The 17,145-nt window shown below is 69.1% G+C and carries 16 protein-coding genes; 4 read left to right on the top strand and 12 right to left on the bottom strand.

Annotation, left to right across the window (positions count from 1 at the left end):
- Positions 1–27 precede the first annotated feature (27 nt).
- Positions 28–336, bottom strand: coding sequence for a hypothetical protein (locus tag G315_RS0104670; protein WP_231370705.1), 309 nt, complete (start codon positions 334–336; stop codon positions 28–30).
- A 166-nt stretch (positions 337–502) separates the two neighbouring features.
- Here G315_RS0104670 and G315_RS0104665 point away from each other — a divergent pair, with 166 nt between their 5' ends.
- The 4 genes from G315_RS0104665 to G315_RS0104650 all read left to right on the top strand — a co-directional run bounded on the left by G315_RS0104665 (position 503) and on the right by G315_RS0104650 (position 6,939).
- Positions 503–826: a BolA family transcriptional regulator gene (locus G315_RS0104665; protein ID WP_018144506.1), complete on the top strand. Its 324-nt coding sequence runs from the start codon at positions 503–505 to the stop codon at positions 824–826.
- Positions 827–830: 4 nt separating this feature from the next.
- Positions 831–2,030 carry an alkaline phosphatase family protein gene (locus tag G315_RS0104660; RefSeq protein ID WP_018144507.1) on the top strand — a complete coding sequence of 400 codons (1,200 nt, stop codon included), beginning with the start codon at positions 831–833 and terminating at the stop codon, positions 2,028–2,030.
- A 64-nt stretch (positions 2,031–2,094) separates the two neighbouring features.
- Entirely contained in the window at positions 2,095–2,397 is a 303-nt protein-coding gene (locus G315_RS0104655) for a hypothetical protein (protein ID WP_018144508.1), read from the top strand.
- A gap of 24 nt (positions 2,398–2,421) precedes the next feature.
- Entirely contained in the window at positions 2,422–6,939 is a 4,518-nt protein-coding gene (locus G315_RS0104650; protein WP_019612007.1) for a DEAD/DEAH box helicase, read from the top strand.
- 508 nt (positions 6,940–7,447) lie between these two features.
- On the opposite strand, the gene hisC is transcribed toward G315_RS0104650, so the two are convergent.
- The 11 genes from hisC to G315_RS0104595 form a co-directional block, all read right to left on the bottom strand.
- Positions 7,448–8,542, bottom strand: a complete 1,095-nt coding sequence (hisC, locus tag G315_RS0104645; RefSeq protein WP_019612006.1) for a histidinol-phosphate transaminase — start codon at positions 8,540–8,542, stop codon at positions 7,448–7,450.
- The gene (hisD, locus tag G315_RS0104640) at positions 8,539–9,840 is read right to left on the bottom strand and encodes a histidinol dehydrogenase (RefSeq protein WP_019568176.1); all 1,302 of its coding nucleotides are present in this window, start codon (positions 9,838–9,840) and stop codon (positions 8,539–8,541) included. Before hisD ends, hisC begins: the two co-directional genes overlap by 4 nt.
- A 14-nt stretch (positions 9,841–9,854) precedes the next feature.
- The gene (locus G315_RS0104635; RefSeq protein WP_018168264.1) at positions 9,855–10,922 is read right to left on the bottom strand and encodes a 3-deoxy-7-phosphoheptulonate synthase; all 1,068 of its coding nucleotides are present in this window, start codon (positions 10,920–10,922) and stop codon (positions 9,855–9,857) included.
- Between the two features lie 11 nt (positions 10,923–10,933).
- Positions 10,934–11,584, bottom strand: a complete 651-nt coding sequence (gene hisG / locus G315_RS0104630; protein ID WP_018144513.1) for an ATP phosphoribosyltransferase — start codon at positions 11,582–11,584, stop codon at positions 10,934–10,936.
- 38 nt (positions 11,585–11,622) lie between these two features.
- Complete coding sequence (gene murA / locus G315_RS0104625) at positions 11,623–12,882, bottom strand: UDP-N-acetylglucosamine 1-carboxyvinyltransferase (protein ID WP_018144514.1); 1,260 nt, start codon at positions 12,880–12,882, stop codon at positions 11,623–11,625.
- Positions 12,883–12,983: 101 nt separating this feature from the next.
- Entirely contained in the window at positions 12,984–13,301 is a 318-nt protein-coding gene (locus tag G315_RS0104620) for a lipid asymmetry maintenance protein MlaB (RefSeq protein WP_018144515.1), read from the bottom strand.
- Entirely contained in the window at positions 13,298–13,966 is a 669-nt protein-coding gene (locus tag G315_RS0104615; protein WP_018144516.1) for a phospholipid-binding protein MlaC, read from the bottom strand. The genes G315_RS0104620 and G315_RS0104615 overlap by 4 nt, the downstream gene beginning before the upstream one ends.
- 25 nt (positions 13,967–13,991) lie before the next feature.
- On the bottom strand, positions 13,992–14,450 hold the full coding sequence (gene mlaD, locus G315_RS0104610) for an outer membrane lipid asymmetry maintenance protein MlaD (protein WP_018144517.1): 459 nt from the start codon (positions 14,448–14,450) through the stop codon (positions 13,992–13,994).
- A 33-nt stretch (positions 14,451–14,483) separates the two neighbouring features.
- Positions 14,484–15,266: a lipid asymmetry maintenance ABC transporter permease subunit MlaE gene (gene mlaE / locus G315_RS0104605; RefSeq protein ID WP_018144518.1), complete on the bottom strand. Its 783-nt coding sequence runs from the start codon at positions 15,264–15,266 to the stop codon at positions 14,484–14,486.
- Positions 15,259–16,092 (bottom strand): ABC transporter ATP-binding protein, encoded by an 834-nt coding sequence (locus G315_RS0104600; protein WP_038031933.1) that lies wholly within the window; start codon positions 16,090–16,092, stop codon positions 15,259–15,261. Before G315_RS0104600 ends, mlaE begins: the two co-directional genes overlap by 8 nt.
- A 381-nt stretch (positions 16,093–16,473) precedes the next feature.
- The gene (locus G315_RS0104595; RefSeq protein WP_018144520.1) at positions 16,474–17,136 is read right to left on the bottom strand and encodes a hypothetical protein; all 663 of its coding nucleotides are present in this window, start codon (positions 17,134–17,136) and stop codon (positions 16,474–16,476) included.
- Positions 17,137–17,145 lie beyond the last annotated feature (9 nt).

The raw sequence follows: 17,145 nt of genomic DNA, 5'->3' as shown, positions 1-17,145 counted from the left end.
GCAAGACCGCCAGGAGGGCCTGCAGGATTACATGCCGGTGTTGCACTGCTTGCCGGCAATCATCAGCTCTTCCATGACCTCGGCATCGACCGCCTGCTCGACCTCCCTCATGGTCGCACCGCCATCCTGCATCAGCTCAACCAACTGGGCGTATTGATTCCGGTCGAGGTTGTTGTCGAGACGCTCGGCCGCACACGTGCAGCCCTCCGTATCTCCCGAGTTCTCGATACAGGCCGTTTCAAAGTCCGCCCGCGGCGAAGAACAACCAGCCAGTGTGATCACCAGCATCCCCAGGAGGCTCGTACCGGCCATCCGCATCACTGAAATCGTCATCATGCTTCCCTGTCACGAAAATGAGCGCGGGAGTATACCCCTCCCGAAAGGGGTGTTTGCCCGACGGCCGGCAACGCCCGTCGCGCGGACGGCGGATCTGGACATGGCGGCGCATCAAGGCAGACTAGTGGCTTGTGCATAACACACCATCATTCGCGGGAGCCGGGACATGAGCATGCAGGAACAGATCACCGCCAAGCTGGAGGAGCGCTTTGCGCCCGAGCACCTGGAAGTCGTGAACGAGAGCCACATGCACAACGTGCCGCCGGGTTCGGAGTCGCACTTCAAGGTAACCGTGGTATCCGAGGCCTTTCGCGATCAGAAACTGATCGCGCGGCACCGGCTGGTGAACCAGGCCCTGGCCGACGAGCTGGCCGGGGGCATCCACGCGCTGGCGCTGCACACCCTGGACCCGGACCAGTGGTTCGAGCGCGCCGGAAAGGTCGCGGATTCCCCGCCCTGCATGGGCGGCGACGGCGGCGCGAAGGCCTGAGGTCTTGTCGGTCACTGCCACCCCCACGGCCCACTCGGCCGTGGACGCCATCCTGCGCGCGCGGCTGGACTCCCCCGGGCTGATGGACCTGCTCGGCCAGATCGAGGCGAGCCTGAACGCGGCGGCCTCGCACCCGCCGCTCGCGGGTGTCTCCGAGCACCTGGGCCCGGACCGCCATATCGTACTCTGGCTCATCGACGGCTTTGCCGCCCGTTACCGCCGCCACACGCCGCTGTTGGGCGCGGACCACGTGACCGATCTGGAGACTGTGTTTCCCAGCACTACGGCCACCGCGATCACCAGCATCCTGACCGGCCGCTACCCCGCAAGGCATGGCCTGCTCGGCTGGCATACCCGCCTGGCGGCCGCCGAACGTACCCTTACGGTACTGATGGGCCAGGAGCGCGGCGCCGACGACCACCCGGCCACGCTCGGCTACCGCGAGCTGACCGGCCGCGTGCAGCCCGACCGCCTGGGCGACCGGCTTGACTGCGGCATGACCTTCATCGGCCCGGAATGGATCGGCGGCACACCCTACAACCGGATGATGAACCGCGGTGCCGACTTCATCGGCTTCGAGGACCTCTCCGAGCTGCCGACGCGGGTGGCCGCGCATGTGAACGCGACACCGGGACCCCACTTCACCTACGTCTACTGGTCGGAGCTGGACCATCTGGGCCACGAGTACGGCCCGGACAGCCCGGAGGTGGAGCGCCACCTGAAACAGCTGGACCTGGCCTACACCGCCACCTGCGCGCAGATCCAGCGCCCGGAGAGCGTGTTCCTGACCACCGCCGACCACGGCATGCGCACGGTCGAACGCCGCCTGGACCTCCGCGAGCATCCGGCGGTACAGGCCTGCCTGCGCCACCGTCTGACCGGCGAGCCACGCGCCGCCCTCGCCCACATCCGAACCGGACAGCACGCTGACTTCCTGCAGGCACTGGAGCGGGCGTTCGGTGACGATGTCCTGGCCATCCCGCAGGCCGAGTGGCTGGGCCACGGGACCCTCGGCCCCGAGCCGCAACACCCGGAACTGCGCGCGCGGGCCGGCGACTACCTGCTGCTACCGGTCGAGGACGCCTACCTGGTGGACCCGCCGGCCGACGACGAGGGGCCGTTCTTTGTTGGCGCCCACGGCGGCCTGTCCCCGGAGGAACGGCATATTCCCCTGTTTCTTCGGAATATCGGCCAGTCGCGGTAAACTGCCGGGTTCTGTGCCGGTCAAACCGACTGGCGCTGGCTAAACAAGACTGGCCCGAGACCCCATGAACGACACCACCGACCAGACCTACAACAACGCCGCCCAGCACCTGATCGAGCTGGCCAACCGCCTGGCGGACGACGGCCAGGCCGACGAGACCGGTGATGTTGCCGACGGCCTGCTGGCCGGTGCGATCCACTTCTGGCTGTACAGCCGCCAACCGTGCGGCGACCCGTTGTGCGAGGACTGCGCCCCGTTCGCGGATGCCGAGAGCCGGCTGGCCATGCTGCACGAACTGATCGACGAGCTGGCCCGCGACAGCGACTACTTCCACTCCACCACCGACAGCACCGTCGGCCACGCCTGACCCGCCAGCTCGGGGCCCCAGCCGATGCCGGTCACGCCCTTTCGTCCCGCGACCGACACCTGGTTTCGCGAGGCCTTCGGGCAGGCGACCACCATCCAGTCCCGCGGCTGGCCCGCGATCCGGGCCGGTCGCCACTGCCTGCTGATTGCCCCCACCGGCAGCGGCAAGACGCTCGCCGCGTTCCTGAGCGCGATCGACCGCCTGACCGGCGAACCCGCGCCCGATACCCGCCGCGGCTACTCGGTGCTCTACATCTCGCCGCTGAAGGCGCTGGCCACCGACATCGAGCGCAACCTGCGCGCCCCGCTGACCGGCATCACCCGGACCGCCGCACGCCTGGGCGAGCCGGCGCGCGAACCGGTGGTACACATCCGCACCGGCGACACCCCGCAGGCCGAACGCCGCGCCCAGGCGCGCGAGCCTGGCGACATCCTGGTGACCACGCCGGAGTCGCTGTACCTGCTGCTAGGCTCCAAGGCCGCGGAAAACCTCGAATCCGTGCACACGGTCATCATCGACGAGGTGCACGCCCTGGCCGGGAACAAGCGCGGCGCGCACCTGGCCCTGTCGCTGGAGCGCCTGGCCGAGCGCTGCGGCGAGGACCCGCAGCGCATCGGGCTGTCCGCCACCGTGCATCCGGTAGAGGTCGCGCGCGGCTTCCTCGGCGGTGACCGCGATGTGGAGGTGGTCGACGCCGCGGAGCCCCCGCGTCTCGATCTGGAGATCCTCGCCCCCGAGGAACCGCCGGCCGAGCACACACCCGCCACCGTCGAGACACCGGAGCCGGCGAGCCCCATCCCGTCCGGCTCCATCCTCGGCGCGGTCTACGGCCAGGGCACCGGGCAGCTTCCGGCCGGGGGCGGCGACCGCGCCGCGCGCCTGGAGCCACGCCTGCTGGCCGCGATCCTGGAGCACCGCTCGACCATCGTGTTCGTCAACAGCCGCGGGCTGTGCGAGCGTCTGGTCCAGCGCATCAACGACGCCTGGCGCGAACAGCAGCCCGAGGACGCCGAAAAGCCCGGAGACCTGGTCGCCGCTCACCACGGCAGCGTCTCCCACGAGCGCCGCGCGGAGATCGAGGGCCGCCTGAAGACCGGGCGCCTGCGCGGCATCGTCGCCACCAGCTCGCTGGAACTGGGCATCGACATGGGTGCGGTGGACCTGGTGATCATGGTCGAGTCGCCCGGCTCGGTTGCCCGCGGCCTGCAACGCGCCGGACGCGCCGGGCACGCGGTCGGCCAGGTCTCGCGCTCGCTGCTGCTTCCGCGCTTTCGCGGCGACCTGCTGGAATGCGCGGTGATCGGCGAGCGCATGCAAGTCGGCGCGCTGGAACCAATCCATGCCCCGCACAACCCGCTGGACGTGCTCGCCCAGCAGCTCGTCGCGATGGTCTGCGAACGCCCGCGCACGGTGGACGAGCTGCACGCGCTGATACGCCGCGCCGCACCCTGGCGCGAGCTGTCGCGCCCGCTGCTGGAGGCGACCCTGGATATGCTCTCCGGCCACTACCCCAGCACCGACTTCGCCGACCTGCGCCCGTGGCTCGCCTGGGACCGCGCGCGTGACGAGCTGACCCCGCGCCGGGGCGCGGCGCTGGCCGCGCGCCTGAACGCCGGCACCATCCCCGACCGCGGCCTGTACGGCGTGCATGTCGGCGAGGGCGGCCCGCGCATCGGCGAGCTGGACGAGGAAATGGTGTTCGAGCTGAAGACCGGCGAGAACGTGACCCTCGGCGCCAGCACCTGGCACGTGGAGGCGATCACCCGCGACCGCGTGCTGGTCTCCCCCGCCCCCGGCGAGGTCGGCAAGCTGCCCTTCTGGCACGGCGACGGCCCCGGCCGGCCGATCGAGCTCGGGCGCGCAATTGGAGCCGCCACCGAACGCCTCGCGCGCATGGACCGCGCCAAGCGCACGACCTGGCTCAAGAACCACGCCCCGCTGTCGGAGGCGGCGGTCGAGACCCTCGGCGACTACATCGACGAACAGCGCGAGGCCACCGGGCAGCTCCCGTCGGACAAGCGCATCGTGGTTGAGCGCTTCCGCGACGAGGTCGGCGACTGGCGCGTGTGCATCCTGACCCCGTTCGGCGCCCGCGTGCACGCCCCCTGGGCGCTGGCCCTGCAGGGGGCGCTGACCAGCACCTCCGGCTTCGAGGTACAGGTGATGTACACCGACGACGGCATCGTGCTGCGCCTGGCGGACAGCGAGGACCTGCCCGAGCTGGACAGTCTGTTTCCGGACCCGGAGGAGCTGGAGGAGGCCGTCACCCGCGAGCTGGGGCACTCCACCCTGTTCGCCAGCGCCTTCCGCGAGAACGCGGCGCGGGCCCTGCTGCTGGTGCGCAACCGCCCGGGCCAGCGCACACCACTGTGGGCGCAGCGCCTGAAGTCGCAGCAGCTGTTGTCCTCCGTGCGCGAGTACGCGAGCTTCCCGGTGGTGCTGGAGACCTACCGCCAGGTGCTGGCGGACGTGTTCGATCTGGACGCCCTGCGCGAGATCCTGCGCGGGGTGCAGGAGCGCCACATCCGCGTCCACGAGGTCGAAACACCACACGCCTCGCCGTTCGCCCGCAGCCTGGTGTTCGCCTACGTCGCCGCCTACATCTACGAGCAGGATGCGCCGATGGCCGAGCGCAAGGCGCAGGCGCTCACCCTCGACCGAGGCATGCTGGCCGAACTGCTGGGCCAGGCCGAGCTGCGCGAGCTGATCGACCCCGACGCCCTGGCCGAGCTGGAGGCCGAGCTGGCCCACACCACCGAGGCCACCCAGCTGCGCGATGCCGACGAGCTGCACGACCTGCTGCGCCGGCGCGGCGACCTGACGCGGGAGGAGATCGCGGCCGCGGCCGCCGCGGACCCCGACCCCTGGCTGCAGGCCCTGGCCGTGGGCCTGCGCGCGATCGAGGTGCGCATCGCCGGCGAGCCGCGCTGGATTGCGGCCGAGGACGCCGCGCTCTACCGCGACGCGCTGGGCGTGGTGCCGCCCCCGGGCCTGCCCGCCGGCTTCCTCGAACCACCGCAGCGGCCACTGGAACAACTGCTGCGGCGCTACGCCCGCACCCACGGCCCGTTCCGCGTCGAGGACCTGGGCGCGCGCTACGGCCTCGCCCCCGGCGCGCTGCTGCCCGCGCTGGAGGCCCTGGAACGCGCCAGCGTGCTGCTGCGCGGCGAGATCCGCCCGCAGGGCCAGGGCGAGGACTGGTGCGAGCTGGACATCCTGCGCCGGCTGAAGCGCCGCACCCTGGCGCGGCTGCGCGACGAGGCCGCGGCGGTGGATGCCCGTGCGCTGGGCCGCTTCCTGCCCGCCTGGCAGGGCCTGACCGACCCCGGATCGGGTGTCAGCGTCCTGCGTGAGGTCCTGACGCAACTGGAGGGCATCGCCCTGCCCTGGTCCGCCTGGACCACCCATGTACTGCCGATGCGGGTGCGCGACTTCTCGCTGGATGCGCTGGACCGCATCACCGCCTCCGGCGAGTTCGTCTGGGTGGGCAGCGGCGCGCTGGGCCAGCGCGACGGGCGCATCCGCTTCCTGCGCCGCGAACAGGCGATGGTGCTGCTGGAGCCGGAACCGCCCGAGACGGATACCACGGCGACCGATGATCCGCTCGCGCGGGCGATTCTGGAGACCCTGGACCGGCGCGGCGCCTGTTTCTACCTGGAGCTGGAGCGCGCGGCGCGCGAGGTGCAGCCGGACGCCCGCCAGGACGCGATCGAGGCCGCGATCTGGGACCTTGTCTGGGGCGGGCAGATCACCAACGACACCTTCGCCCCGCTGCGCAGCCTGGGCCAGCGCAAGGGCTCCGCGCGCGGACGGCGGCGCCCGGGCCAGGGTCTGGCCGGCGGGCGCTGGTCACGGGTGGCCGACCTGATCGACCCCGGCATTTCGCTGACCGAGCGCGCCCGCGAACAGGCCGAGAACCTGCTGGCGCGCTACGGTGTGGTGAGCCGCGAGATGGCCCGCGCCGAGGGCCTGGCCGGCGGCTTTGGCCGCGTGTATCCCGTCTACCGCGCGATGGAGGACGCCGGCAAGCTGCGCCGCGGCCACTTCGTCGAGGGCCTGACCGGCGCCCAGTTCGCGCGCGCCGGCGCGGTGGACCGCCTGCGCGCGCTGGAACGCACGGCCGACGCCACCCCCGAGCCGCAGTGGCTGGCCAGCGTCGACCCGGCCAATCCCTGGGGCCAGCTCCTGCCCTGGCCGCAGCCGCCAGAGGCCGGCGAGGGCCGCCTGCGCCGCGTGGCCGGGGCGCTGGTCGCGCTGGCCGGCGGCCAGCCGCTTTTGTACCTCGCCGCCTCCGGCCGCCAGCTGTTCGTCTGGGAGGCGATCCCCGGCAGCGACACCGCGGAGGAACACGCCACCCTGGTGACCGACGCCATCCGCCAGCTCGCCGGCAGCCGCTGGCTGCCCAAGCGCCGCGGCATCACCATCGAGAGCATCAACGGCGAACCCGCCCGCCAGTCCCCGTTTGCCGCCGCCCTGCGTGCCGGCGGTGCCATGGGTGAGGTCCGTGGCCTGCGCCTGGAACCGCCCGCCGGCCGCCGTTGATGCGATTCGCTGCGCTCATCGCATCCTACAGGGCACGGTCGCAGATCGGGGGCAGGATCGTAGGGTGCGTTGAGCCCCGCGAAACGCACCGATAGGTAACCTACCCCTCCACGGAAGCACCTCGAAGGGCTTTTCACCGCAGAGGGTACGGAGGACACGGAGAAATCCATGGAGTGGGTTGCGGAACGGGCGCAGGCGGGGCGCGATCGAATGAAAGCGGGGGAAGACCGGGTACTTGCTCACCCCGTCCCGAACCCTCGGCAAACCGGCCGTCATCCCGGCCGCAGCGCAGCGAAGAGCCGGGATCTCCGAGGCCAATCCCGCCCCGCGACGTTCGGACGGACCCCACCGCGGACATCCCGGATCACCGCCACGCGGTTTCCGGGATGGCAAAGGAACGTTACCGGGCCGGGAGAAGGTGGACACCGACCCCGACAACCCTGCGACGTTCTCCGTGGCCTCCGTGCACTCTGTGGGACAACCAAAAGGCGTGGCGCCGAAAAAAACGTCAGGCAGCGAGGGCCTGCCCCAGCGCGGCGAGGAAGGCGTCGTTTTCGTCGGGGCGGCCGACCGTGACGCGCAGGCAGTCCACCAGCAGCGGATGCGCGCGGCCGACGTCCTTGATCAGGATCCCGGCATCGCGCAGGGCCGCGAAGGTCGCGTGCCCCTGCCCCCTGCGCACCCGGAACAGGATGAAGTTGGCCTGGCTGGGAAAGACCTGCTCGACCCCCGTCGTCCCGGTCAGACGCTCGCTCAGGCGGTCGCGTTCCTCGACGATTCCGCGCGCCTGCGTGTCTAGCGCCTCACGGTGCTCCAGGGCGAAGGCCACCGAGCGCTGGGTCAGGGTATTGATGTTGTACGGCAGACGCAGGCGATCCAGCGCATCGATCCAGGCCGGCGTGCCTGCCAGATAGCCAAGCCGTGCACCGGCCAGCCCCAGCTTGGAGACCGTGCGCATCACCATCAGGCCGTCATCCTCGCCGACGCATTTGAGGAAGCTGTGCGCGGCGAACGGGGCGTAGGCCTCGTCGACCACCGTGACCCCGGGGTTCTCGTCGACGATGGCCTGTACGGTCGCGGCATCGTCCAGCGTCCCGGTGGGATTGTTCGGGTAGGCGAGGAACACCAGCGCCGGGTTGTGCTCGGCCATCGCCGCGCGCATCGCGTCGAGGTCCAGGGTGAAGTCCGCGTTCAGGGGGACACCGATGAACGGCACCCCCAGCGCTCGGGCTAGCACGCCATACATCACGAAGGTCGGCTCCGGCGCCAGCACCGGACGCCCGGAACCCGCCACCGCCGTGATCAGGATCTGGATGAGTTCGTCCGACCCATTGCCGAACATCAATCCGGCGGCCTCGGGCACACCGTGGGCGGCGCGCACCTGTGCGGCCAGCCCCAGTGCCTGGGCGTCGGGATAGCGATTCAGCTGCGGATCACGCAGGGCCGCCAGCCAGGCGTCTTCCAGCCCCCCCGGCCAGGGATGCGGGTTTTCCATCGCGTCCAGCTTGATCAGGCCGGTCGCGTCGGCCACCTGGTAGGCCGGCTGCGCCAGCACCTCCGGGCGCATCAGGGCGTCCGGGGTCCGGGGCGCACGGGCGGTCATCGACTGCGCAGTTCGGCGGAGCGCGCGTGGGCGATCAGGCCCTCGCCGTGGGCCAGCGCCGCGGCGGTCTCGCCCAGCTTGGCCGCACCCTCGGCCGAGCAGTGGATGATGCTCGAACGCTTCTGGAAGTCGTACACGCCCAGCGGCGAGGAGAAGCGCGCGGTGCGCGAGGTCGGCAGTACGTGGTTGGGGCCGGCGCAGTAGTCGCCCAGGGCCTCGGAGGTATAGCGGCCCATGAAGATCGCGCCGGCGTGGCGCAACCCGGCATCCAGCATCGCCTGCGGGTCGGCCACCGACAGCTCCAGGTGCTCCGGGGCGATGCGGTTGGCGACCGCGACGGCCTCGGCCGAGTCGCGCACCTTCACCAGCGCGCCGCGCTTGTCGAGGCTGGTGCGGATGATCTCGGCGCGCGGCATCTCCTCCAGCAGGCGGTCCATGGCCTCGGCCACGCGATCCAGGAACGCGTCGTCCCAGGACAGCAGGATGGACTGGGCCTGCTCGTCGTGCTCGGCCTGGGAGAACAGGTCGGCCGCGATCCAGTCGGGGTCGGTCTCGCCGTCGCAGACCACCAGGATCTCGGACGGACCGGCGATCATGTCGATGCCGACGGTGCCGAACACCTCGCGCTTGGCCGCGGCCACGAAGATATTGCCGGGACCAACGATCTTGTCCACCGCCGGGATCGTCTGGGTGCCATAGGCCAGCGCGGCCACGGCCTGGGCGCCCCCCACGGTAAACACGCGATCCACGCCGGCCACGGCGGCCGCGGCCAGCACCAGATCGTTCAGCTCACCGCCCGGGGCGGGCACGACCATGACCAGCAACTCGACGCCGGCGACCTTGGCCGGAATGGCGTTCATCAGCACGGAGGACGGATAGGCCGCCTTGCCCCCGGGGACGTACAGGCCCACCGAGTCCAGAGCGGTCACGCGCTGGCCGAGAACGGTGCCGTCCTCGTCGGTGAAATCCCAGTCCCGCATGAGCTGGTGCTCGGCGTAGCGGCGGATGCGTGCGCTGGCCATCTCCAGGGCCTTGCGCTGCTCCGCCGGGATCGACTCCAGGGCGGCCTGCAAGCGGTCGTGGGGGATCTCAAGATCGGAGACTGCGGCGCGGTCGAGCCGGTCGAACTTGGCGGTGTAGCGCAACACCGCGGCATCGCCCTCGGTGCGCACCGCGCCGAGGATCTCGTCCACCGCGTCCCGCACGCCGGTGTCGGCAACGGATTCCCAGGACAGCAGGTTCTCCAGGGCCTGATCGAAATCGGGCTGCTGGGTATCGAGTCGGGCAATGGATGGCATGTCGGGCTCCTCGTTCAGGCGGGTACGGCAGCCTTGCGGCGCGCGCGCACGGCATCGGCCAGCAGGCGCAGGGTGGCCTCGCTGTCGTCCCAGCCCATGCAGGCATCGGTGATGCTCTGGCCATATTGCAGCGGCTTGCCGGGCAGGATGTCCTGGCGACCACCGGTCAGGTGGCTCTCCAGCATCACGCCCATAATGCGCCGATCGCCGCCGGCAATCTGTTCGCCCAGCACACGCGCGACCTCGATCTGCTGCTTCGGGTCCTTGCGGCTGTTGGCGTGACTGCAGTCCACCATCACCGACTCCGGCAGCTCGGCCATGCGCAGTTCCTTGCAGGCCTCTTCGATGCTCGCGGCGTCGTAGTTCGGCTGCTTCCCGCCACGCAGGATGATGTGGCAGTCGTCGTTGCCGGTGGTGGAGAAGATTGCCGAGCGGCCCGACTTGGTCACTGACAGGAAGTGATGCGGGCGCGAGGCAGAACGGATCGCGTCGATCGCCACGCGCAGGCTGCCATCGGTGGAGTTCTTGAAGCCCACCGGGCAGGACAGACCGGAGGCCAGCTCACGGTGCACCTGGCTTTCGGTGGTGCGCGCCCCAATCGCGCCCCAGGCGACCAGGTCCGCGATGTACTGCGGGCTGATCAGGTCGAGGTATTCGGTGGCCGCCGGCATGCCCTTCACCGCCAGATCGCGCAGCAGTCCGCGCGCCACACGCAGGCCCTTGTTGATATGGAAGCTGCCATCCAGATCGGGGTCATTGATCAGACCCTTCCAGCCAACCGTGGTACGCGGCTTCTCGAAGTACACCCGCATCACAATATGCAGCGCGTCGGAGAGTTCTTCGCGCAGGGTCTTCAGGTGATCGGCATAGTCCAGCGCGGCGTCCACGTCGTGGATCGAGCAGGGGCCGACGATCACCTGCAGGCGGTCATCCTCGCCGCGCAGGATGCGATGGCAGGCCTGGCGGGCCTCGAACACGGTGTTGGCTGCCGCATCGGTGATCGGCAGTTCATCGCGTACGGTGTCCGGGGCGGACACCTCCTGGATTTCGCGGATTCGCAGGTCGTCGGTATCGGCGGTCATGGGGTTCTCGATTACGTCGTCGCGGGGGTGACGGCCTCCCGCAGGCCCTCGATGAGATTTTGAATGGTTCTATGTCGCATCTTCATGGCTGCCTGGTTCACGATCAACCGGGAACTAATGGGGGTAATCAGTTCCAGCGGTTCCAGGCCGTTGGCCTTGAGGGTGTTGCCGGTATCCACCAGGTCGACGATGTAGTCGGCCAGGCCCACCAGCGGTGCCAGTTCCATCGAGCCGTAGAGCTTGATGATATCGACCTGGCGGCCTTGCTGGGCAAAGTAGTTCTGCGTGATGTTCACAAACTTGGTGGCGATGCGCAGGCGTTGCTGCGGGTCCGGTTGCTGGCCCGGGCGCCCCGCCAGCATCAGACGGCACTCGGCGATATGCAGATCCAGCGGTTCGTACAGCCCGGCCGCGCCGTGTTCCATCAGCACGTCCTTGCCGGCCACGCCGATGGACGCCGCGCCGTGCTGCACGTAGGTGGGCACGTCGGTCGCGCGCACCACCACGATCTTCACATCCTCGCGGTTGGTGTCGAGGATCAGCTTGCGCGTCTCGTCCGGATCCTCCAGCAGTTCGATCCCGGCGCTGGAAAGCAGCGGCAGGGTGTCCTTGAGGATGCGGCCCTTGGACAGGGCGATGGTCAGGGCGTTGGGATCCATCATGGGTCAGGCGTTCGTCCGGTTCCGTGTGAGTCGCAGCTTCAGACCGGCTCGCGACGAATGGTCGCGCCGATCTGGCTCAGTTTTTCCTCGATGCATTCGTAGCCGCGATCGATGTGGTAGATGCGGTCCACCTCGGTCTCGCCCTCGGCCACCAGGCCGGCGATGATCAGGCTCGCCGAGGCACGCAGGTCAGTCGCCATCACCGGCGCACCGACCAGTTTTTCCACGCCCTCGACGATCGCGGTATTGCCCTCGATGGTAATGTGCGCGCCCATGCGCTGCAGCTCCAGCGCATGCATGAAGCGATTCTCGAACACCGTCTCGACTACCGATCCGGTGCCCTCGGCCACGGTGTTCAGCACCATCATCTGCGCCTGCATGTCGGTCGGGAAGGCCGGGAACGGCGCGGTGCGCAGGTTCACCGCCTTCGGACGGCGGCCCTCCATATCCAGCTCGATCCAGTCCGGCCCGGTCTCGATGCGAGCGCCGGCCTCGACCAGCTTGGCCAGCACCGCGTCCAGCAGTTCGGGGCGGGTATTGCGGCAACGCACGCGCCCACGGGTGACCGCGGCGGCGACCAGGAAGGTGCCGGTCTCGATACGGTCCGGCATCACGTCGTATTCGCAGCCGTGCAGGCGCTCCACGCCCTGCACCCGAATGGTGTCGGTGCCGGCACCCTGGATCTTCGCGCCCATCGCGGTCAGGCAATCCGCCAGATCGATGACCTCTGGCTCGCGCGCGGCATTCTCGATCAGGGTTTCGCCCTCGGCCAGGGTGGCGGCCATCAGCAGGTTCTCGGTACCGGTTACCGTCACCTGGTCGAAGACCACGCGCGCGCCCTTCAGGCGGTCCGCGCGAGCGTGGATGTAGCCGCCTTCGACCTCGATCTCGGCCCCCAGGGCCTCAAGACCCCGCAGGTGCAGGTTCACCGGGCGCGAACCGATGGCGCAGCCGCCCGGCAGGGAGACCTCGGCCTCGCCGAAGCGGGCCAGCAGCGGCCCCAGCACCAGGATGGAGGCGCGCATGGTCTTCACCAGGTCGTACGGGGCGACGCACTGGGTCAGCGTGGTCGGGTCGACCTCAATGCGCATGCGCTCGTTAACCGTAAGGCTGACGCCCATGCGGCCGAGCAGCTCCATGGTGGTGGTCACGTCCTGCAGATGCGGGACGTTGCCAATAGTCATCGGCCCGTCCGCCAGCAAGGTGGCGGACAGGATCGGCAACACGGCGTTCTTGGCCCCGGAGATCCAGACCTGACCCTCGAGTCGGCGACCTCCGGTAATGATCAGTTTGTCCATGGGATGCCCGGATTGACCGCCGAACCGACCGTGGTCCGGCGAAACGCGCCATGATAACGAATCCGCGCCGGGCTCGCCCGTTCGCCCGCCGCCGGCACGACTCAGGCGACGGAACGGGCGGCGGAGTCGGTAATGATCGACTCCAGGTCGTACAACTCCAGTAACGGGCGCAACCCCTCGGGGAGGGGCTCAAAGACCAGGGTGCGGCCCTGCTCGCGGGCGCGACGCCAGAGGATGACCAGGAACGCCACGCCGGCGCTGTCGATACGACCCGCCTGCGTCAGGTCCACCCGAGCGTGTTCCGGGAGATGCGCCGTCAGCCCGCGGGCCCGTGCCTCCAGCCCGGCCACCGTCGCGAAGGTCAGTGGCCCGTTGACGACCAGACCGCCTTCATCCGCCCGGATCTGTGCGTCGCTCACCGGTCCGCGGCGCCGTTGTCGGGGGTCACGTCGCCCACGGCATCCTCGATCAGCGCCTCGTCGCCATCTTCCAGGCGCTCGATCAGCGCCTCCAGGCCATCGCGGTTGATCTCCTCGTTAAAGCGAGTGCGGAAGTTGCCGACGAAGCTGAGCCCCTCGGCCTCGACGTCGAAGACCTTCCATTCGCCGTTCACCGGACGCAGACGGTAGTTGACCTGGATGTTCGACTGGCCGGAGCCCATCACCACCTCGGTGGCGACCACGGCCATGCGCTCGTCCTGGCGCGAGCGCCGCTCGATTACGCGCACGTCCTTGTCCAGATGATCGGCCAGTTGCACCCCGTAGGCCTGCAGCAGCGTGTTCTTGAAGGCCTCGGCGAAGCGTTTTTGCTGCTCGCTGCTGGCATCGCGCCAGTGACGTGCCAGGACCAGGCGGGCCATCCCGTTGATATCCACGCCGGGCAGGATTTCCTCCTCGATCACGCCGATCACGAAGTCAGGATCTTCCTGCGCACGCGCCTCGTTTGCCCGCAGCTTCTCGTAGACCGCGTCGATCGACTGCTTGATGAGCTCGGCGGGGGTTTCTTCGGCCTGGGCGGGAGCCGCCAGGATCAGGACCAGCAGCGCCAGCGGCAGGATCAGGATTCGTTCATGCAACCATTTCATGTCTCTTGCTCCCGGTTTGGGTCGATCAGTCACTACCCATGTTGGTCATGAAGCGACCGATGAGGTTCTCCAGCACCAGTGCCGACTGGGTGAACATCAGCTCGTCGCCTTCCTGCAGGGTGTCGTAGTCACCACCCGGCTCCAGCGCGATGTACTGTTCGCCCAGCAGCCCCGCGGTGTGGATGGCGGCCTGGGTGTCCATCGGCAGGTAGTCGTGCTCCGAGCGGATCGCCAGGGTCACCTCGGCGCGAAAGCGTTCCGGATCGTAACGGATATCCGCCACTCGCCCGATGCGCACACCCGACACCGTGACCGGGGCACGCGTCTTGAGACCCCCGATGTTGTCGAAATAGCCGCTCACCGTGTAGGTGTCACGGTCGTGGTAGTCGGTCACGTTGCTCACCTGCACCGCCAGGTAGAACAGCGCCCCGATACCCAGGAGCACGAAGACACCGACCGCCAGTTCGAAGAAACGTACCTTCATTATTGCCACCTGTCCTGGGTAAACACTGTTTGGTCAGCCCGCGCCGAACATCAGCCCGGTCAGGATGAAATCGAGGCCCAGCACCGCGAGCGACGACACCACCACCGTCTGGGTCGTGGCGCGCGAGATGCCCTCGGACGTCGGCTGCGCATTGAAGCCCTGGAACACCGCGATCCAGGTCACTACGAAGCCGAACACGATGCTCTTGATCACGCCGGAGAGCACATCCTCGTTCCAGTCGGTCACCGACTGCATCTGCGAGAAATAGGCGCCGCTGTCCACGCCCAGCAGCCCCACCCCGACGAGGTAGCCGCCCATCACGCCCACGGCGCTGAAGATCGCGGCCAGCAGCGGCATGGAAAGGAACCCGGCCACAAAGCGTGGCGCGAAGATCCGGCGATAGGGGTTCACCGCCATCATCTCCATCGCCGAGAGCTGTTCGGTCGTCTTCATCAGCCCCAGTTCCGCGGTCAGCGCGGAACCGGCGCGCCCGGCGAACAGCAGCGCGGTGACCACCGGCCCCAGTTCGCGTACCAGCGACAGCGCAACCACCCCGCCCAGGGCCTCGGCCGCGCCGAAGTTCACCAGCGTGATGTAGCCCTGATACGCCAGCACCATGCCGACAAACAGCCCGGACACGACGATGATCAGCAGCGAGCGCACCCCCACCGAATACACCTGAACAAGCGTCAGGCCGAAGCGGCGAAAGACGATATCCAGGCTCGCCAGCATCCGGATCAGGAAGATAAACGCCCGGCCGAATACCGTCAGGGCATTGATCGTGGTCCGACCCAGCGCGGCAATCGAATCAGTCATCGCGGCGCTCCCCCTGCCCCAGCAGGTCATCGCGGTAGGACGCGCCCGGGTAATGAAACGGCACCGGCCCGTCCGGGCGACCCTGCAGGAACTGCGCGCTCCAGTCGGAGGCGCGCGCCTCCAGTTCGTCCGGCGGCCCGGCATCCACTACCCGGCCATCGGCGATCAGCACCACTTGATCGGAGATCGCCATCGCCTCGGTCACGTCATGCGAGACCAGCACGCTGGTAAGCCCCAGGCTTTGATTGGTCCGCCGGATCAGGCTGACGATCTGGCCCATGGTGATCGGATCGAGCCCGGTGAACGGCTCGTCGTACAAAATGAGGTCCGGGTCCAGCGCAATGGCCCGCGCCAGCGCGACGCGCCGCGCCATGCCACCGGACAGGGTCGCCGGGTCCAGGTCGCGCGCCGCGCGCAGGCCCACCGCCTCCAGCTTCAGCAGCACCAGCGCGTGCAGCACGTCCTCCGGCAGGTCGGTGTGCTCGCGCAGCGGGAAGGCGACGTTCTCGAATACCGAGAGATCCGTCAGCAGCGCACCGCTCTGGAACAGCATGCCCATGCGCTTGCGCAGCGCGTACAGCCGCCGGGTGGAGAGCCTCGCCACCTCCTGGCCATCCACCCAGATGCGGCCCTTGTCCGGACGCAACTGACCGCCGACCAGGCGCAGCAGCGTGGTCTTGCCACTGCCGCTGGGTCCCATCACGGTCGTCACCTGCCCGCGCGGGATGCGCATCGACAGGTCATCGAAAATCATCTTGCGCCCGCGCCGGAAGCGCAGGTTCTCGATCACGATATGCGGACTGTCTTCCACTGCCGGGTCAGCCACGCGCGCTCCTCGCCCTTAAGGAAACACGGATTAATGCACACGCTCGTGCTCGAGTCGCTTTTGCGTGCGAACAAGGCACGGTGACTGCCGTGCAGTCATTCTGCACAAGGGAACCGCAACGCCGTGCGCGCGCCCGTTTTTGATGACAACGGACGGCCGAGCCCCTTCGGGGTTGGCACCCCAGGTTCCCCGATCCTGCATTGCGGCCCGAATCGGTCAAAAACGGGCCGGTAGAACCACTACCGGCTGCGCGCCGCGCCTTGGCTCGGAAAACCTGGGGTACCAACGCGAGTGTGTACATCAATCAGTGTTTCCTTAGGCCCACAGAACCCCGAAGTCTGGGCGCAGGCCGGGAGACCGTCAAACGGGCGGGTGCGGTGCTCATCCCAATCCCAGCAATGCGGCGATAGTGCGGAAATCCGACAGCCGCTCCGGACGCGCGCGCAGGAACACCGGGATCTCGCCGCTGCCACCGGCCTGCCCGAGGGCCTCCACCAGCGCGCGCCAGCCCGGCGCATCCAGCCCTGCCTCGGGGGTGATCTTCCAGGCCCCGCCCCCGACGTCCGCCGCTGACGTCGACGCCGGAGCGGGATAAAAGCACGCCGCCGCGGCCCGCGCGATCACCCGCTCCTCGCCGGCGCCGTACACCATCAGGCGCCCCAGTCCGGCCGCCTCCAGCGCCGCGCGGATCGCCTGCACCTGCGCCGGCCCCATCGGCCCCGGCGCCACCGCCTGCAGGCCGTCGCCGACAGCCTCGGCCAGCGCGCGCGCCCGCGTCGCACCCGTCTCGAGGCCCAGCTCGACCGGCCAGTCCAGTGTCAGCCGCAGAGCGGGGGGCACGGCCTCGGCCCAGTCGCCGAAGGCCGGCGCCCCGGCCTCGGTCCACACCGGGGCGGGCAGCAACAAACGGCTGTGGTAATGGGTGTAGTACTCCAGCTGCCAGTCCTGCGGCAGGTCCTCGGGGAAGAAGTCGTCCCACCAGTCCTCTCCGGGGCCCGCCACCCCGGCGGCCTGAAATACCGGCGCTTCCTGATCCTGCGACATGCCTCAACC

Source organism: Thioalkalivibrio sp. AKL7 (assembly GCF_000381705.1).
GTDB classification, from domain to species: domain Bacteria; phylum Pseudomonadota; class Gammaproteobacteria; order Ectothiorhodospirales; family Ectothiorhodospiraceae; genus Thioalkalivibrio; species Thioalkalivibrio versutus.
Note: the sequence above shows the minus strand (reverse complement) of the source record. Positions and strands in the feature narration are given on the sequence as shown.